The 16,194-nt window shown below is 68.9% G+C and carries 17 protein-coding genes; 10 read left to right on the top strand and 7 right to left on the bottom strand.

Annotation, left to right across the window (positions count from 1 at the left end; translation table 11 throughout):
* Window positions 1–176: 176 nt before the first annotated feature.
* Window positions 177–569, bottom strand: coding sequence for a hypothetical protein (locus ACWEBX_RS28705; RefSeq protein WP_451887694.1), 393 nt, complete (start codon window positions 567–569; stop codon window positions 177–179).
* Between the two features lie 736 nt (window positions 570–1,305).
* On the opposite strand from ACWEBX_RS28705, the gene ACWEBX_RS28700 reads away from it, so the two are divergent.
* The 3 genes from ACWEBX_RS28700 to ACWEBX_RS28690 are packed head-to-tail and all read left to right on the top strand — an operon-like array spanning window position 1,306 to window position 3,425.
* The gene (locus ACWEBX_RS28700; RefSeq protein WP_451887697.1) at window positions 1,306–1,668 is read left to right on the top strand and encodes a MarR family winged helix-turn-helix transcriptional regulator; all 363 of its coding nucleotides are present in this window, start codon (window positions 1,306–1,308) and stop codon (window positions 1,666–1,668) included.
* Complete coding sequence (locus tag ACWEBX_RS28695) at window positions 1,665–3,098, top strand: MFS transporter (protein ID WP_451887693.1); 1,434 nt, start codon at window positions 1,665–1,667, stop codon at window positions 3,096–3,098. The genes ACWEBX_RS28700 and ACWEBX_RS28695 overlap by 4 nt, the downstream gene beginning before the upstream one ends.
* A 33-nt stretch (window positions 3,099–3,131) precedes the next feature.
* Entirely contained in the window at window positions 3,132–3,425 is a 294-nt protein-coding gene (locus ACWEBX_RS28690; RefSeq protein WP_451887692.1) for a DUF1330 domain-containing protein, read from the top strand.
* Between the two features lie 761 nt (window positions 3,426–4,186).
* On the opposite strand, the gene ACWEBX_RS28685 is transcribed toward ACWEBX_RS28690, so the two are convergent.
* Together ACWEBX_RS28685 and ACWEBX_RS28680 are read right to left on the bottom strand one after the other, a co-directional pair.
* Window positions 4,187–4,753: a GNAT family N-acetyltransferase gene (locus ACWEBX_RS28685; RefSeq protein ID WP_451887691.1), complete on the bottom strand. Its 567-nt coding sequence runs from the start codon at window positions 4,751–4,753 to the stop codon at window positions 4,187–4,189.
* 260 nt (window positions 4,754–5,013) lie between these two features.
* Window positions 5,014–5,352 (bottom strand): Tn3 family transposase, encoded by a 339-nt coding sequence (locus ACWEBX_RS28680; protein ID WP_451887690.1) that lies wholly within the window; start codon window positions 5,350–5,352, stop codon window positions 5,014–5,016.
* 125 nt (window positions 5,353–5,477) lie between these two features.
* On the opposite strand from ACWEBX_RS28680, the gene ACWEBX_RS28675 reads away from it, so the two are divergent.
* A complete protein-coding gene (locus tag ACWEBX_RS28675; protein WP_451887689.1) occupies window positions 5,478–6,059 on the top strand; it encodes a hypothetical protein in 582 nt (193 codons plus the stop codon).
* A 306-nt stretch (window positions 6,060–6,365) separates the two neighbouring features.
* On the opposite strand, the gene ACWEBX_RS28670 is transcribed toward ACWEBX_RS28675, so the two are convergent.
* Both ACWEBX_RS28670 and ACWEBX_RS28665 read right to left on the bottom strand, forming a co-directional pair.
* Window positions 6,366–6,821: a hypothetical protein gene (locus ACWEBX_RS28670; protein ID WP_451887688.1), complete on the bottom strand. Its 456-nt coding sequence runs from the start codon at window positions 6,819–6,821 to the stop codon at window positions 6,366–6,368.
* A 94-nt stretch (window positions 6,822–6,915) separates the two neighbouring features.
* Window positions 6,916–7,731 carry a DUF427 domain-containing protein gene (locus ACWEBX_RS28665; protein WP_451887687.1) on the bottom strand — a complete coding sequence of 272 codons (816 nt, stop codon included), beginning with the start codon at window positions 7,729–7,731 and terminating at the stop codon, window positions 6,916–6,918.
* Between the two features lie 400 nt (window positions 7,732–8,131).
* Here ACWEBX_RS28665 and ACWEBX_RS28660 point away from each other — a divergent pair, with 400 nt between their 5' ends.
* The 6 genes from ACWEBX_RS28660 to ACWEBX_RS28635 all read left to right on the top strand — a co-directional run bounded on the left by ACWEBX_RS28660 (window position 8,132) and on the right by ACWEBX_RS28635 (window position 13,809).
* Window positions 8,132–8,671, top strand: a complete 540-nt coding sequence (locus tag ACWEBX_RS28660; protein WP_451887686.1) for a toxin-antitoxin system, toxin component — start codon at window positions 8,132–8,134, stop codon at window positions 8,669–8,671.
* A gap of 4 nt (window positions 8,672–8,675) precedes the next feature.
* Window positions 8,676–9,887 carry an MAB_1171c family putative transporter gene (locus ACWEBX_RS28655; protein ID WP_451887685.1) on the top strand — a complete coding sequence of 404 codons (1,212 nt, stop codon included), beginning with the start codon at window positions 8,676–8,678 and terminating at the stop codon, window positions 9,885–9,887.
* 82 nt (window positions 9,888–9,969) lie between these two features.
* Window positions 9,970–11,205, top strand: coding sequence for an MAB_1171c family putative transporter (locus ACWEBX_RS28650; protein WP_451887684.1), 1,236 nt, complete (start codon window positions 9,970–9,972; stop codon window positions 11,203–11,205).
* A 103-nt stretch (window positions 11,206–11,308) separates the two neighbouring features.
* A complete protein-coding gene (locus ACWEBX_RS28645) occupies window positions 11,309–12,706 on the top strand; it encodes an FAD-dependent oxidoreductase (protein ID WP_451887683.1) in 1,398 nt (465 codons plus the stop codon).
* Window positions 12,707–12,733: 27 nt separating this feature from the next.
* Window positions 12,734–13,282, top strand: coding sequence for an N-acetyltransferase family protein (locus ACWEBX_RS28640; RefSeq protein WP_451887682.1), 549 nt, complete (start codon window positions 12,734–12,736; stop codon window positions 13,280–13,282).
* A gap of 113 nt (window positions 13,283–13,395) precedes the next feature.
* Window positions 13,396–13,809, top strand: coding sequence for a pyridoxamine 5'-phosphate oxidase family protein (locus tag ACWEBX_RS28635; protein WP_451887681.1), 414 nt, complete (start codon window positions 13,396–13,398; stop codon window positions 13,807–13,809).
* Here ACWEBX_RS28635 and ACWEBX_RS28630 read toward each other — a convergent pair.
* Together ACWEBX_RS28630 and ACWEBX_RS28625 are read right to left on the bottom strand one after the other, a co-directional pair.
* Window positions 13,778–14,680, bottom strand: coding sequence for a transglutaminase-like domain-containing protein (locus tag ACWEBX_RS28630; protein ID WP_451887680.1), 903 nt, complete (start codon window positions 14,678–14,680; stop codon window positions 13,778–13,780). The two genes, ACWEBX_RS28635 and ACWEBX_RS28630, sit on opposite strands and share 32 nt — an antisense overlap.
* Window positions 14,681–14,775: 95 nt before the next feature.
* Complete coding sequence (locus tag ACWEBX_RS28625; RefSeq protein WP_451887679.1) at window positions 14,776–15,843, bottom strand: DUF6215 domain-containing protein; 1,068 nt, start codon at window positions 15,841–15,843, stop codon at window positions 14,776–14,778.
* Between the last annotated feature and the right edge of the window lie 351 nt (window positions 15,844–16,194).

Raw genomic sequence — 16,194 nt, 5'->3', positions numbered from 1 at the left:
CCCCGCTTTCATGCCTGGCCGGCCACGAGATCACCCGACCGCGTCGACAACCTCGAACTCACGCCCACCAAGATCGATAGAGCAACGGCTTCTCAGGGGCCAGGTGCCGCGTTCGCTTCGGCACAACGGAGCCGCCCGGCCTCGTGCGGAGGCTGGCGGGCGTGGCCTTTCTGCGATCAGGAGGACGCGGAAGGGTCGGGCATCGTGGTGGCTTGGGACCTGACCTGCTGACTCCAGGCTCTCTGCAGAACCGTCGGGATCTTTGTCGTCAGACCCCCTTCCTTGGTGAAGGCGAGCCCCCGGTTGTGGGCGCCGCCGTCGCAGCCGTCGGACTGAAAGGTGAGCCGTACGTCGGCGGACACGTTGATGACGGGCTGGGCCTCGTCCCTGCGGGTGACCCGAAGACGGATCGGGCCGGAATCGGGATCCACGTCGCCGGACAGCGGGAGGTGAAGGTTCGTGATGTCCTCGTTCCGCAGTCGATCCTTCGTGCACTCGCCTCGCGTGCACAGTTCCACAAGGGCCCCGGTGAGATCACCGTAACCCTGATGCTGGAACAGCACGCTCACGCCGGACTCGACTCCGACTCCGGCGCACGGCTCCGGATAGGAGCACCCTGAAGCGGCCGTCAGGAGAACAAATCCCGCGGCCACGCCATGCATTCGGGCCTTCCGCATCACTATTTCTTGCCCCCTCCCGGCAGAGCCTTCTCCGCCGGGGCGATGTCCGTGGACACCACGCGGCCATGCCGTCCCAACTGTCGCTGCACTCACCGTCGTCGGTGACTGTCTCGCACTTCCCGCCCGCGACGAACTCCCGCGTGATCATGGTTCGGCATGGATATGGATCATTGCAGGTCATGGGCATGATCGACAATGATCCAAGACCGCCGACCGTGCCGGGTTCAGGGGAAGGCGAGGCTGGCGGTCGACGAGTTCGCTGCCGAACCGCCTGCGCAGCGTGGCCGGTTCGCCCTTTTCAGACGACCGAGACCGGAGTGAGCGGCGAGCCACAGCCGTGGCTCACGATGCCGGAACCGGTAGGCGGAACGTGAGTACCGCATCAACCCTGTGCCACAGCTCCAGTCGAGGAACCTTGAAGTCGATGCGGCAGCGCACCGCGACGTCACCGACTCCCAGCCGTCGAGGCCGTCCGCTGGGAGCCGACCATTTACATAAACTATGAATATAAAAATGCTATGCTTCGAGCGTGAGTCGTCAAGACACCGCTCCTGGCGCGTCCGCCGCCATCGGGGCAGCCCTCTACGGCCTGGCCACCAGGGCCGCGAGACGCCTGCCCCGGGACATGAGCCTGACGTCCGCCGCCACCCTGGCCACCCTGGACCGGACCGGCCCGCGGCGCATCACCGATCTGGCCGCGGTCGAGGGCGTCACCCAGCCCGCGATGACCACCCTGGTCCGGGTGATGGAGGAGTCCGGCCTGGTCGAGCGGCGGGGCGACGCGTCCGACAAGCGGGTCACGTTGGTGTGCCTGACCGAGGCCGGCGCCTCCTATGTCCGGACGCGGCGCCAGGCGGGCGTCCACGCGTTCGAGCGGTTGATCGGCGAGCTCACCCGCGACGAGGTCGAGGCGCTGGTGGCCGCCCTTCCGGCGCTGAAGCATCTGGCAGAGCTCGAAAGCCAGGACCGCGAACGGCCGAAACAGTGACCGGGCAGCCGGTCGACGGGGCCGCAGTAAAGGCGTTCCCGGTGGCGCGTTTTGAGGCGCGGCCGCTGGTCCCCGCCCTGATGTTCATCACTCTGGTCGTGGCGGCGGTCGCCAGCCTCGGGACGCCGCTCATCACCAGCGTGGCGACCTCCTTCCACGTCCCGCTCGGCAGCGCGCAGTGGACACTGACCGTCGCGCTGCTCAGCGGCGCCGTCGCCACACCGGTCCTGGGCCGGCTCGGCGCGGGCCCGCACCGGCGGGCCACGATCCTCGCCACGCTGGCGGTCGTCGTCGCCGGCAGCGCGCTCACCGTGCTGCCGCTGCCGTTCGCGTGGCTGCTGGCCGGCAGGGCGGCCCAGGGCGTCGGGCTCGGACTGACGGCGCTGATGATGGGCGTGGCCCGGGACCACCTCCCCGAGGAGCGCAGCGCGGCCGTCATCGCCCTGATCTCGGTGGTCTCGATCATCGGGGCCGGCGTCGGCTACCCGCTGGCCGCACTGCTCGCCGAGCTCGGCGGGGTACGGGCCGCCTACGGCCTCGGCCTGGTCGTCACCGCCGCCGCCCTCCTGACCGCGTGGCGCTCCATGCCCGAAGCCCCCGAAAGCCGCTCCGCCCGCGTGGACGTGGCAGGCGCGGTCGTCCTGGCCGCTGCGCTGCTCCTGGTGCTGTTCCTCGCCGGCGAACGGAATCTGTGGAGCCGGCACCTCGCCGTGGCGGCGGGCCTCGCCGTCGTCGCGGTGGCGCTGCTCTGCGTCTGGGCCGTCATCGAGCTGCGCACCACGACGCCCCTGGTCGATGTGCGGGCGGTGCGGCACCCGGCGGTCGCCGGGGCGAACCTCGCCATGTTCGTCGGCGGGATCGGCATGTACCTTCTGCTCACGCTCATCACCCGGTACGCGCAGACGCCGCACGGCGCCGGCTACGGCTTCGGGCTGACGACCTTCGTCGCCGGGCTGGTCCTCATCCCGTTCTCGATACTGGGGTTCGTCGCCGGCAAGCTCACGCCGCGGGTCCGGACGCGGATCGCCGACCCCCTGCTCCTGGCCGGCAGCGCCGTCGTGGTCGGCGGCGGGTTCGCCCTGTTCGCGGCGGCCCGGTCGGACCTGGCCGAACTGTTCGCGGCGATGGGCGTGCTCGGCTTCGGCGTCGGCGGCTTCTCGGCCGCGATGCCCGGCGTCATCCTGGCCGTCACCCCCAAGAGCGAGACGTCGAGCGCCATGAGCTTCAACTACGTCGTCCGCAGCGTCGGGTACTCCCTGGGCAGCGCCATCGGCGGCCTGATCCTCGCCGCGGGCACCGGCCCCGGCCACCTCTTCCCCGACGACAGCGCCTACACCACCGGGGCGCTGGTCGGCATCGGCGCCATGGTGATCACGACGCTGACAAGCCTCGCTCTCGCCCGCCGACGCTCGTCCGAGACCAACCCGTAAGTCAGACGCACTCATCCCGACACTGGAGGTTCCATGCCCAAGGGCTACTGGGTCAGCGCCTACCGCACCATTTCAGACCCTGAGAAGCTGGCTGCTTACAACAAGCTGGCCGGTCCGGCCGTCGCAGCCGGGGGCGGTCGGACCGTCGTCCGTGGCGGCCGGGTCGTGGCACATGACGCCGGAATCGCCGAGCGCACCGTCCTGGTCGAGTTCGACAGCTTCGAGCAGGCCGTCGCGGCGTACGAGAGCGCGGCCTACCAGGAGGCGCTGGTCGCCCTCTCCGACGGCGTCGAGCGCGACTTCCGCATCGTCGAAGGCATCGACTGACCGAGGTCCAGTCGGATCCTCACTACTTGTGCGGTGATCCGTAAGAAACGGCCTACCTCCGCGAGCTGCGGTGTGGTCGTCGCGCCGGACGTTGGATCGGCCCCTGCCTGACCGATCCGCCAGTGGTGCACCCTCTGTCAGATCACCGTCGTCGCGAGAATGGCAGGTCCGACGACTCGTCCCCATCTCAGCTTCAACATCCCACCCCCGGCCGGGATCATAAAGGTCGTCAGCAATGAAGTCTCAGGCGGACCTCGTCACCATCGCCGGGTATTGGAGCGATGTACTCCGGGGCCCTGCCCACCACTCGAAGGAGTAATCGTCAAGGCCTGTGGATGAGTTGACTTCGATCAGCGTTGGCTCTGCTTCTTGAGCTTTGGAGGAGATACGCGCGGGGCATGCCCCGGGCGCTACCGCGCGTATCTCCTCCAAAGCTCCCGGGTCTGTTGTAAGGGGTGTATCGGCCGGCCCTTGAACACGGACAGCGCCGGTAGTTGCGCGTGCCGGAGCCCCTCTTGATCCCACCCGCGAGGGGCTTGACCTTGTCCCCCGGACGGCCAGGTCCATCAGCACGGCCAAGGCGTTGCGGTCGTGGAGCCGATGGAGCGTCCTGAGAGGTGTGTACGCGGAGTCGCTCGAGGACGAGTTCGAAGACGGCGAAGAGGTGCGGGCCTACCTCGCGGAGCTGTCCGAAGGTTCTGCAGACGAGTTTCCTGTCGAGGGCGTCGTTCTGGCGGACGACAGTGCTGTGGATTTGAAGATCACCGCACCGATGGGCGCTGATGTGTGGCCCAGTATTCGGCGACGGTGATGCCAAGCACCACAACATCGTGGTGGCTACCAGCGAAGAATTCATGCTGGCGAAGCCGCCCCTCCTCGACGAAGCCCAGCCTGTGATAGAGGGCGAGGGAGGCGTCGTTGAAGGCGTAGACCTCCACCTCGCACTTGTTGTAGCGCTGTTCGGCGAACATGTAGGTGAGGAGGAGTTCGGTTGCCTCGGCTGCGTATCCCATGCGTCGGTGATCGCGGATAATCGCGATACCTGTCTTGAATCGTCCTGCACGGCTGTCGGTCTCTCCGACTGTGACAGACCCTGCGAATGCGTGGTCGGCCAGCACCTCGACTACCAGGCGGAATGCTTCACCTCCCGGCGGACGCCCGGCCCGCTCAGCAGTCCAGGAGCGAAAACTCTCCGCAGAGCGCGGAGGGTCGACTAGGTCGGCGTTGCGGACATCAAGGGTGTTCTGGGCCAGGTCACGAAAGCCCTCCCAGTCTTCGGGCTCGACACCTCGCAGGCGTACCTTCTCACCGGTCCACATGTCACCCATGGCGCCTACCACTTCAGTATCGGTTGCAGGCGCTGACGGCCATGCACTTCAAATTTGACACACTAGCGGTGGGATACGGTCGCGTCCTGAGCAGGCGCTCCTCTGACATCGCTTTCGGTCGACACCTTGAGCATGTTCAACCTGTTTTCTTGGTGGTCACCATCGCGTTGCCGTCCTGCGCCCGCGTCCTCGGTGCTGTGCAGGGTCGGGTTGTAGGCGAGTGGGGGTCTCGGCGAGGAGGTTGTCGACCGCGGCGTCCATCATCGTGCCGTCCACTGCCGCCACCGACCCGTCACCCCACGCCCGCACCAGGTCCAGGCGAGGTGAGTGTCGACGACGTCGGCACTGGCGCGGGCCAGGTTCTTCGCTGTGCAGTGGCCTTTGGCGATCGCAGCCAGCTCATGCGCCGAGACCCTGCGAATGTGCCGGGCAGCCTGCGCAGCCCCGAGGCCCGAGCCGTAGGTAAACGCGGTGACCACGTACCGGGACAGCGGGTCCTTCGGCTTCGGATCCGACCCGGACAAGGGACCGAGACGGTGCCACCAGCCGGTCCAGTGCGCCGCCCGGGCAAGGTGCTCCAGGATGCCCCGGGCCGGCAACCGCTGGTCTAGTGGCTCTGCTCGACTCGTTGGCCGGGTAGCGGGCCTCTCTGGGATTTCCGATCCCGTCAGACGCTGCGGAGAAATGCCGCGACGGATTTTGCAGGTCGTGTCAGTGTGAGGGTGTGGCGACGATCGAGATGGCAGATGTGTTTGCGACCGGACGCCGGCGTGGAGGTGGAAGTCTCTATGCGTACCAGGTGCGCGGGCGAGGCCGCAGCGCGGTAGTTCTGTGGATCGGCGGGCGGGGCGATGAACCCGATCAGGTGTATGCGTTGGCAGAAGATGGTCACTGGCAGGTGCCGGCGTTCGTGACTGTTCGGCAGGCGCGGGTGTACGTGAGCCGGCGGGGGCGGAGGCTGGCCACTTCTGAGGCCAATACGCTGGAGCTTGTCCGTGTCCAGCACTGGCTGGAGGATCCGGTGCGCCGGAAGGTCCCGCCGGGTGCGGTGCTGGAGACGTGGAACTTCTTCGAGGATCTGGCCCGCGGCATCGACGCGGTCCACCGGCTGCCCCAGCAGGGAGCGGTGCATAACAGCGCCTACGAGAAGCTGTTCGGAGGCGAGTCCGCCGCGTGGACTCCCGACGAACAACGCGCGGTACTGGAGCTGATCACGGCCGGGGTGGAGCTGTGGAACTCTTGCCCAGTGATCGTAAATCCCTGCTCGGTGATCGTCTCGAACGGTGAACTGGGCACGCCTCGCTGAGGACCAAACGCGGTCGCACCAACGGCCATCCGCAGGACAGCCTGCCTCCGGTGTCCGATTCCTTCAGACCAACTGACTCGCACCCAGCAGAGCGACACCCTCCACTCGGCGGAGCGATCAAGGCAGCACCTCTCTGCCCCTCCTCGAAATCAGCGGGTCGCACCAGTTGGCATGATCTTTCCATTGCGGCTGTCCGTGACCGTACCCAGGTTCTCCAGCCCGGCCGAGGGTGTAGACCGAGGTGGGAACCGCCCTGGCTGAACGACAGGCCGGGCGAACCCGTCCGGGTTCGTGCCCGTCGCAGTGTCACCAGGCCCGCCATGCCGTGGAGCGCGTGGCGCGGTCCGTCCTTGGCCACCTGCGAGGTTGATCGATCGCCGCTCCCGCCGGGGCGGTTGCGGCAGTCTGCAGCTGTCCCAGCATCCGGGCGGCGACGTCGAAAGCCGCCAGCTGCCCTGGGATCGGCCGTCGAGTGCCGCAGAATCCGGATTCCGTGCGGAGCCGTGCCCTGCGCGTGAGGGTGACGAGAGCACCCGTGAGGGCCACTTGTCCCGTCACTGCGACGGCGGGCCAGGCCGAGCTGTCGTCGAGCGAGGCCACGGCCACGGTGAGTGCCCACAGGGCGAAGCTGCATGCCCCGAGCAGGAAAGCGGCCGCGAAACCCCGTTCCTGCCAACTGTGCATGCGCAGGGCGATGGATACGACGACGAAGCCTCCGCCGATCGCGATCCCGATGATCTGGCGCAGCCGTGCACCGGGCATTCCCGGCCCCCGTCCGCGTTCGCCGTTTCAGCGCCGCAGCGCAATCCTCACGTCGCCGGGTGGAAGGATCCGCATCTGTTCGTGAGCTGCTTCCTCACCTCCGCGGGTGGTCCGAGAGCGCTCGGGTGAAGGGGGTGACCGGGCGCTCCAGGGTTTCGCCGTCGACGGTGATGTCGACGGCCTCGTTGTAGAACGACAGGAGATCTTTGATCGGGCCCACGGCCGGCAGCGGATTCGGGTAGCTCCAGAGGATGTTCGCCGGGGCGGCGGCTCCGCTCCGCGAAGACCAGTAGTCGGCCGTGCCCTTGTAGGGGCAGCCGGTGTGGTGGCCGGTGGGGACGAACAGTTCCATGCGGACGTCCTCGCGCGGGATGTAGAACCGCGTCGGCAGTGCCGTCTCGAAGAGCAGGACCGGGCGGACGGTGTCGGCGACGAGTGTGCCGTCGATCTCGACCCGCACATGACGGCTGCTCGCCATGGCGTCCACCCGTTTGTGCGGGTCGCGCGGGTGGATGAAGATCTCTTCCTCCTCCTCGTACCAGTGGTCCAGGCCTCGGCCGACGCGGCTGAACCACTCGAACGCGATGTGGCCGGCCAGGTCGGGGGCGGGGAACGTCCAGGCCGCGTTCTCCAGGAGTTCGCCGTCGAGCTCGAGGTCGTAGAAGATCCGTGATCCGGTGTGCCTGCCCGTCGCGGGGTTCTTCGCGGGGCGGAGCAGGTCCTCGCGGACCTCCTCGCGCGGGAAGGCGTACAGCGGGACCGGTACGGCCGGCTCCCACACGAGGACGGGGTGCCTGCTGTCGACGACGGTCACCTCGCCGCGCCGGCCGCGCACCCAGCGGTGGCTGGGTTCCCACAGAAGTCCCTCAAGGGTGGTCCGGACGGCTCGCTCGGCGGGGAATGTGGTCATGACCGGTTCTCCTTCGGATCTCCCGGGCGGTGACTCGGCACGGTCGGCACGGTCATCCTCGTCCCTCGCGAGCCGTCCGGGGGGCCTGACACCCGCGGGCGACTGTCCGCCGCGGCCGCCGGAGCCGTTCGGGCTACCTGGACGACGGCTATATCCAGTCATCCGGCCCAGCACTCACGGGTCTGCTTTTATCGGACTTGTTCAGCATCATATGCCCCATCGCGCGGCCGCCTTCGGATGCTTGCCCGTGCACGGCAAGCGCGGGTTTGGCATATTGCGTACGGAGGCTGACCGTGCCGTCGTCCCGGATCGGCACCGACCTGAACAGAGCGAAGAACGCTGCCACGAAGCCGCAGGCTTCTCGCACTTCCTGGGGAGAACAGTGCGCAAGGTAAGGGTCATGCGTCGTCTCGTCGACGAGCTGGTCGCCGATGTCGGAGTGCCGGTCCCCTCGGAGCCCGACGCCGTGTTCGACGCTTTGATCCGCGTGGTCGGCGCGAAAACGGGACGCGAACTCATCGTCCTCCGCAAGGAGTTCCCGCATCGCACGGCCAGTGGTCTCTGGCTCGATCTCCCCGACCGCGACATCATCGTGATCGACGAGCGCGCGACCCCGCTCCATCAACTGGCGATCTTCTTCCACGAGGTCTGGCATCTGCTCGACGGCGCGTGCGGCAACCACGCCGTCGGGCACTCCGTGGCCACCCGGATGCTCGCCGCCCGCCCGGATCTGCCCGAACTGGACGAGACCGTGCGCAGGGTGGCCGCGCGCACCGAGTTCAAGCACAGCGAGGAAAGGGCCGCCGAGATGTTCGGCCTGCTGGCGGCCACGCGGTTCCGCGTCTGGCTGGAGAGCGAGCCCGGCAGCGTGCCGACGGATCGCGGTGACATCGCCGGACGCATCAACGCGTCGCTGGGAAACCGTCGCCGGCAGGTCTGAGCCCGTGGACTCCTTCGACTACTACGTACCCGCCGCCGCTCTGTGGATCTGCTTCGCCGTGAAGCTTCCGGATCTACGGAGGGCCTGGCGTGACCCGCTCGTCCGGTCGGTCTGCGTCGTCATCGCCGTGGGAGGCGCGGGATTCCTCTTCGCGGCGCCCCCCACGATCGCCGCCGTGAACGACATCAGCGGGGTCCCGAACGCCTCCAGTCTGCTCGTGTACATCATCATCAGCGGGTTCAGCGCCTCCTGCCTGCTGCTGATCGTCCACTGGCGCGGCGGCTCGCCCGAGCACGTACGGCGGGTCTCGCGCTGCTGGCTCCTCGGATACACACTGGTCGTCGCCGCCCTGGTCGTTCTGTTCGGGCTGGGTGACGCTCCCGTGGAACGTCGAACCGACTTCGACACGTACTACGCGTCAGCGCCGTACATCGGCGAGATGATCATGCTGTACCTGCTGGCACACATGACCGCCGCCCTCGTCACCACCATGATGTGCTGGCGCTGGGCTCTCCAGGTCCACGGCTGGCTGCGTGCCGGCCTGTGGATCCTGTGCGTGGGCTGGCTGCTGAATCTCTCCTTCAGCAGCCTCAAGCTGGCCGCGGTGGCCGCTCACAGGACCGGCCGGGACTGGGACGTGCTCAGCACCACCTTCTCTCCCCTCGTCTCGGCCATGGCCGCCCCGTTCGCCATCGTCGGATTCCTGCTGCCCCTGGTGGGGCCCTGGGCGGTCACCACCGGACGGACGCTTGTCGCCTACGTGCGGCTCGGGCCGCTGTGGGACGAACTCGGCGGCGCCAGCCCCGGTACGTCCCTGGCCGCGCCCATCCGCTGGTACGCCTCGCCCCAGGTCCACCTGACCCGACGCGAGGCAGGCATCCAGGACGGGCTGAGTCTCGTACGTCCGCAGCTCGACGACGACGTCCGCGCACGCGCGCAGTCGGCGGCCGAGGCCGCCGGCGGTACCGGCCCGGAAGCCGCCCTCATCGGTCAGGCGGCGATGATCCGCGCGGCCTCGCAGGCCACGCGCCAGGGCCGCACCCGTGCACCGCGCGTTCCCGGGGACTCGGCCGTCCCGACCGCGCGTGCCGCTCTCGTGGGGGTGTCCCGCGCCCTGCGCAGCTCACCCGTCGTGGCCGCGGTCCGCACGGATTCGGCGGTGTCGTCCCGGCCTGCCGCCCAACACGTCGAGGATGGCGAGAAATCACCTACATGAGTTCATCCGCCGCGCCGGGCACGGGGCTCGACCAGGCCGCCGTGAGCCCGCACCTGGGCCTTACCCGGAAGGGCGGTGAACGATGAACGGCAGCGGCTTGGTGTTCTACGTCCCCGGCGCCATCCTGCTGATGGCCGTCGCGATCAAAGTCCCCTCGCTGAGGGGGACATGGCGCGACCCCGTGATCATGCCCAGCAGCGCGATCCTGCTGATCGGCTCCGCCGTCTGCCTGTTCTCCGCTCCCCCGACGATCACCGCGGTCAACGCGTTCACCGGGATAGCCAACTTCTCAGGACCGCTGGTGTACTGCGGCATGTCCGCGCTGAGCGCCTCCTATCTCGTCCTGATGATCGCGTGGCGGGGCGGGCCCCTCCCGGAGCTCAGGCGGCGGATGCTCCTGGTCGTGGCCCTCTACGCGTCGGTGATCGTCGGGATCGTCGTGCTCTTCGGACTGGCCGACGCGCCCGTCGAGCGGACACGGGACCTGGACACCTACTACGCCGACACCCCGTACATGCGCGAAATGATCCTGCTGTACCTCGCGTTTCACACGCTCGCCACCGTCATCCTGACGGGCATGTGTCTCGGCTGGCTCCGGATGGTCACCGGAATGACCCACACGGGCCTGACCCTGATCGTCATCGGCAGTTGCTTCGACCTGTCCTACCAGGCGGTGAAGTACACCTCCCTGGGGGCCCGTTGGACCGGCCGTGACTGGGACTATCTCAGCACCGACGTGTCGCCGCCGCTGGTCGCGCTCGCCGGCGTCCTGGTCGCCACCGGCTTCGCGCTGCCGCGCCTCGGCCCCCCTCTTGCGGACAACGCGCGCGCCTGGAACCGCTACCGGCTCCAGAAGCCGCTCTGGGCGGAACTGCGCGAGCTGCGTGGTTCGGCGACGGCGGAGTTCCGCTGGTGGACCTCGCCCGTGGTGCGGCTGACCCAGCAGGAGATCACGATCCTGGACGGCGTCCTGGCCTGCGGGCCCTTCCTGGACATGGAGATCCGTGACGCCGCCTACGCCGAGGCACTTCGTCAGTCGGCCGCACCGGCGGAGTCCGGCCCCGCGCGACAGACGGTGCTGGAGGACGCGAGGGTGGTGGGGGACGCCGCCATGCTGGCCGCCGCCCGCGTCCATGTGACGGGTCGCCACAGCACGTACCGCACGCCCGAGGTGAGTCTGCTCGAAACCGTGGAGCGAGCTCACACCAGGGTCAGGCTCGCCCGGGCCATCGAGACCTCGCCCATCGTCGCGGCGGCCCGTCGGCGCGCGGCGCTGCGGGACGTACGCCAGGAGCGATCCCAACCGCCATGGTCGTGAAGGTACGTTGTCCCCCCGCAGTTCGAACTCCGGTGCTCCTGGCAGCAACTGCCTTTCAGGGGCCGTCACGGCCGGACGGCCGCCAGAAAGGGTGCTTCCGCCAATGCCCGAGAGATCGTCCGGTCGTCGGCCTGCCGCTCTCGTGATCGGAGGAGGTATGACCGGCATGCTCGCGGCGGCCGTACTCTCCGGCCACGCGGACGTCACGGTCATCGAGTCCGACGTCCTGCCCCGCCTGCCCGCCCCCCGCAGGGGACTGCCTCAGGCCCGCCATGCGCACCTGCTGTGGTCGGGTGGGGTGCGGGCTCTGGAGGACCTGCTGCCCGGCATCACGGATCAGCTCGTCGCGTGCGGCGCCCGCCGCGTGCCGATCATGTCGGGCATGGTCAGCAAGGCGCCCTCCGGGCAGTGGTTCAGGCGGTTCGAGAACGCCCACCACGTCAACCTCGTGTGCAGCCGCGACCTGCTCGACTCGACGATCCGCGCCGAAGTCGTCGAGCGGCCCGGTGTGACCGTGCGCGAGCGGACCGAACTCCTCGCCCTCGAAGGCGACGCCGACCGCGTGACCGGGGTACGCGTACGCGACACCGAGGGAGCTCAGACCCTCTCGGCCGACCTGGTCATAGACGCCACCGGACGCGCGAGCCGGGCACCGGTCTGGCTGACCGACCTCGGCCTGCCGCCGGTCCAGGAAAAGGTCGTCGACGCCGGTGTCGGCTATGCCAGCCGGATCTACCGGGCCCCCGCCTCCACGGGCGAGGACTTCCCCATCGTCAACGTGCAGGCGGACCCCACGCGGCCACCGGGCCGGGGCGGCATCATCCTCCCCATCGAGGAGGGCCGGTGGCTCGTCACCCTCTCCGGCAGCAGGGGAGGCCGGCCCGGCCGCGACAACGCCGAGTTCGTGCCCTTCGCCCACTCCCTCCCCCATCCCGTCATCGGAGACCTCCTCGCCAAGGCGGAGCCGCTCACCGACGTCGTCACCACCCGCAGCACGGCCAACAAACGGCGCTACTTCGAGAAGTTGCCCGGGTGGCCGTCCGGCTTCGCCGTTCTGGGGGACGCCATCGCCGGATACAACCCCGTGTACGGACACGGCCTGACGGCTGCCGCGCAGAGCGTCCTGGAGCTCAGGAAGGTGCTCGCGAGGCATGGCATCGGTTCCCCGGAGACGGCCAGGCTCATCCAGCGTCGCGCGGCACGCCCCGTGGGGCATGCCTGGGATCTCGCCGTGGGCCAGGACGCCCTCTACCCGGGTGCCACGGACGAGGCGCCGAGCAGCCTGGAACGGGCCGCCGCCACGTTCATCGACCGCGCCGTGGATGCCGGGGCGCGCAACCCGCACGCCTTGCGGGTACTCCTGGACGTCATGAGCATGGAGCGGCCCCCGGCCCGGCTCCTCGCGCCCGACATGCTCTTTCGTGTCTTCCTGGGCCGGAAGAAGCCACTGCTTGACAGCCCTCCGCTGACGGAGGACGAACGGAAGGCCGCAGGTCTCTGATCCGTCCCGCGCGATAGTGTGATCTTCGTGGCTGACTGGGATCTTCGTCCGGCGTCGCTTCGAGACGTCGAGGCGGTGGTCGAGTTGCGTGCGGTGGTGATGCGGCCGGATCTGGAGCGGCTCGGGCGCTATGACCCGCAGCGCGTGCGCCGGCGGCTGCGGGACGCGTTCGACCCGGCGCACACCTGGGTGATCGAGGTCGATGGAGCGTTCGCCGGGTGCGTGGCCCTGCGGCCGGCGGAGGACGCCCGGTGGTTCGAGCACTTCTACCTGGCATCGCACCTTCAGGGGCGCGGTATCGGCTCGGGCGTGCTGAGCGAGCTGCTGGAGTGGTGCGACCGCGCCGGTGCCCGGGTCCGGTTGAACGTACTGCGGGGTAGTGCGGCCCGGCGGCTGTACGAGCGGTACGGGTTCACCGTCGAGGCGGAGGACCCGGTGGACGTGTTCATGGTGCGCGAGCCCCTGCCGGTGGCTGAGCCTGGGCAGGTGGCTGAGCCTGGGCAGGTGGCCGCTCCCCTGCGCGCTCCCGTTCCCCTGCGGGTGGGCGAGCCCGGGCCGGTGGGCGAGCCCGGCTGACGCGACCCGGAGCGGGGTGCCGGGCCGTCCGGCGCAGGGCGGGCCCTTCGGCTCCCCCTCGGTAGGGCCGACCGGCCCTATTCGGTCCCGGTGCGGGGAGGGACGATGGCTGGATGTCCCAGGAAGACACGTTTCACGAACTCGACCGGCAGGAGTGCCTCCGCCTCCTGGCGAAGGTCCCGGTCGGCCGCGTGGTGTACACCCGGCAGGCCCTGCCCGCGGTCCTCCCGGTCAACTTCTGTCTGGACACGGACGACTCCGTTCTGTTGCGCACCTCGTCGGACTCGGACCTCGTTCGCGCGATCGACGGTGTGGTGGTCGCCTTCGAGGCGGACGAGTTCGACGCCGAGACCCGGTCCGGGTGGAGTGTGGTCGTCACCGGCCGTGCCACCGTGGTGACCGACCGCGCGGAGCACGAACGGCTGGCGCAGGTCGGCCCGACCTCCTGGATGCCGCTGCGGAGCGCGGTGTTCGTCAGGATCGAATCCGAGATGGTCACCGGACGTGAGTTGAGGGGACCCGCCTGACGCGGCCGCCGTCGGTGCCGTAGCCGTAGCCGTAGCGGATCAGTTGATCATGTGCTGTGGAACCGTGAGTTCCTCGTTGGCGAACAGACCGGTCAGGGTGGCTGGATCTCCGGCGACACACGCTGCGGCGACCTTGTCGATGAGCCGGTCGTATGCGGGGCCCGTCTTGCCCTCGTAGGCCTCGGTCATTCCGGCCCCACTCGTCCCAGGGCAGCATTTCCAGCTTGCGCAGGGCCGCGAGGTCGCGGACCGCGTTGCCGCTGATCTCGGCAGGCCCCCAGGCGTGATCGGTGCCGAACACCCCGAACCGCTGTGGATCGATCAGGCCCTCACGGTGCCGTATCCACGCTTCGCCGCCCGTGAGGAACTCGCTCGGCGCGAGGTCGTCCGGGCGCTCGACGAAACCGTGGCCCAGATGTTCGGTGTCGACGCGCACCCAGCGCCGTTCGTCGGCGTTCCAGTACTCGGTGATCCAGTGGTCGAGTCCGTGTCCCTCCTGGAAGCACATGCCGAAGCCGCACCTGGCCCTGGAAGGGATGTTCCGCGCCCGCAGGATCGCGCAGGCGATGGTGGCGAAGTGGCGGCACGTCCCCACCACCCTCGCCTCCGGTGTCCGGGCAACGTGAAGGGGGGTGGGGTCCAGCGCGGTCAACGTGGCGACCAGTTCGCTCACCGTCCGGATGTTCTTCTCCGCGAGCCGTTCCTGGGGAACACCGAGAGCGGCGGCATCGGTCGGCTGGATGACCAGGTTCTGAACCACGGCGCACAGTCCAACCGGGTCGTCCGGCAGGCCCTCGAGGAGCCCGAGTTGGCCGGAGGCGAGGAGCGTGAGCGGACCGGGTCGGGAGTAGTCGAACGTGTCATCGGTCATGACGGGGGATCGTAGAGGGCTGGTGTGACACCAGGACCGGACCGTGTCGCCCGGCCTGGTGCGCACATCCGTGGCTCAGCCGTACTGCCGGCGTCTCATCGGCCAGGTCGTTCGGGGATCTTCGGAAGGACCTTGTCGGCGATGTCGAGGAGAGCGGTGTCGTTGGGGAGGGCACCGGACTCGCTCCACACGGTGATCTCGCAGTAGCCGCCTCGGTCACCACGGTCCAGGGCCACGGACAGCGTCCTCTCCAGGGGACCTTGTCCGACCGGTCCGCCGGATCCTCCACTCCCTCCGAGATTGATCTCGATCTTCATGGTGTGATCCGTGGAGAAGACCGCGGACCGGCCGTGAACCTTGAGCGTCTTGACGTCGCTCTCCTCCCCGTACTTCATCAGCTTCACGTACTGGTCGATCGACAGGTCGTTGTAAGTGGCCGAGACGTTCACGGTGTACGTGTCGAACGCGACCTGGGCCTCCGGCCGGGCGACCTTCCCATCGGTCAGAGGCGCGGTGTTGTCGCTGCCGGAAGCGGAGGTCGCCTTCTCACCGGGCGTTCCAAGGAGCTTGGCCAGGTCCGGCCCGAGGACCGCGTTGCACAGCTCTTCACCGGTCACGGGCCGGGGCTTCTGCTTGTAGGCCTTCGGCGGTTCCTCGTGGGTCTCGTCCGAACACGAGGCGGGCGGCGTGGCGTTGACCGCGTCGGACGGCATGAAGTCTGGGCCCAGCCAGAGGACCGCTCCGACCACCCCGAAGAGGGCCACGGCGCCGACGGCCTGGCCCCATGCGTTGTGGTCCTTCTTCGGAGTGCCCGCGCCGGGACGCGGACCGGTTCCGGCCAGGGCCTGAGGCAGGGGCTGGTGCTGGGCCGGGGCGTGGGACAGCGCGGCCTGGGGCTGTGCCTGACCGTGTGCGGCGGCATCGACCGTCGCCTCACCCGCGGAGGCCCCCGGACTGGGGTGCCGGCGAGCGCGCAGGGCCCGGACCACCTCGTGGACACGTACCGCGGTGAACGCGAGGAACGCGACGCCGATAACGGCCGCGACCCGATCGCGATCGGTGACGGCGAGATACATGATGCGTACGCCGAAAACGGAGCCGACCACGATGAGCAGGGGTTCGCGGACCCAGAACGGCAGGAGACGGATGAGGAAACCGAGCATCCGGCGATCTCATCAGACCAAGATCGGATGCGCCATGACGGAGGCCACAATTCCGGGCATGTACAGGACCAGCGAAGCGAGAGACGCCAAGCCGACGATCGCGAGGGGTGGGTCACAGCACCGGAGCCGATCGGTGGCTGCGCCATTCGGCTGCCGTCGTCTCGCGGCCCCCGCGGATCTCGGTGACGTTTTCACGGAGGCGTGCCGAGGCCCGCATGGGGCGGCATCGGGCGCCGGCCGTGAAAGGACGAGGCATGCACCGATCCGTACGCAGCGGGAGCCGTCGCGGAGGGGCCGCGGCGGTCGCCGCGCTGGCGGCCTTCCGCGGCGGCACTGGCCGGACAACCCAGT

Source organism: Streptomyces sp. NPDC005070, from assembly GCF_053600395.1.
The sequence above is the reverse complement of the archived record's forward strand: the minus strand, read 5'-3'. Positions and strand labels throughout refer to the sequence as shown.

What these genes read in the sequence shown, in the direction of transcription:
- ACWEBX_RS28650 (WP_451887684.1), top strand. Translation starts at nt 9,970, where the DNA reads ATGAACGGCAGCGGCTTGGTGTTCTACGTCCCCGGCGCCATCCTGCTG.
- ACWEBX_RS28685 (WP_451887691.1), bottom strand. Translation starts at nt 4,753, where the DNA reads ATGGGTGACATGTGGACCGGTGAGAAGGTACGCCTGCGAGGTGTCGAG.
- ACWEBX_RS28690 (WP_451887692.1), top strand. Translation starts at nt 3,132, where the DNA reads ATGCCCAAGGGCTACTGGGTCAGCGCCTACCGCACCATTTCAGACCCT.
- ACWEBX_RS28625 (WP_451887679.1), bottom strand. Translation starts at nt 15,843, where the DNA reads ATGCTCGGTTTCCTCATCCGTCTCCTGCCGTTCTGGGTCCGCGAACCC.
- ACWEBX_RS28660 (WP_451887686.1), top strand. Translation starts at nt 8,132, where the DNA reads ATGCGTCGTCTCGTCGACGAGCTGGTCGCCGATGTCGGAGTGCCGGTC.
- ACWEBX_RS28665 (WP_451887687.1), bottom strand. Translation starts at nt 7,731, where the DNA reads ATGACCACATTCCCCGCCGAGCGAGCCGTCCGGACCACCCTTGAGGGA.
- ACWEBX_RS28700 (WP_451887697.1), top strand. Translation starts at nt 1,306, where the DNA reads ATGAGCCTGACGTCCGCCGCCACCCTGGCCACCCTGGACCGGACCGGC.
- ACWEBX_RS28670 (WP_451887688.1), bottom strand. Translation starts at nt 6,821, where the DNA reads ATGCCCGGTGCACGGCTGCGCCAGATCATCGGGATCGCGATCGGCGGA.
- ACWEBX_RS28630 (WP_451887680.1), bottom strand. Translation starts at nt 14,680, where the DNA reads ATGACCGATGACACGTTCGACTACTCCCGACCCGGTCCGCTCACGCTC.
- ACWEBX_RS28635 (WP_451887681.1), top strand. Translation starts at nt 13,396, where the DNA reads ATGTCCCAGGAAGACACGTTTCACGAACTCGACCGGCAGGAGTGCCTC.
- ACWEBX_RS28645 (WP_451887683.1), top strand. Translation starts at nt 11,309, where the DNA reads ATGCCCGAGAGATCGTCCGGTCGTCGGCCTGCCGCTCTCGTGATCGGA.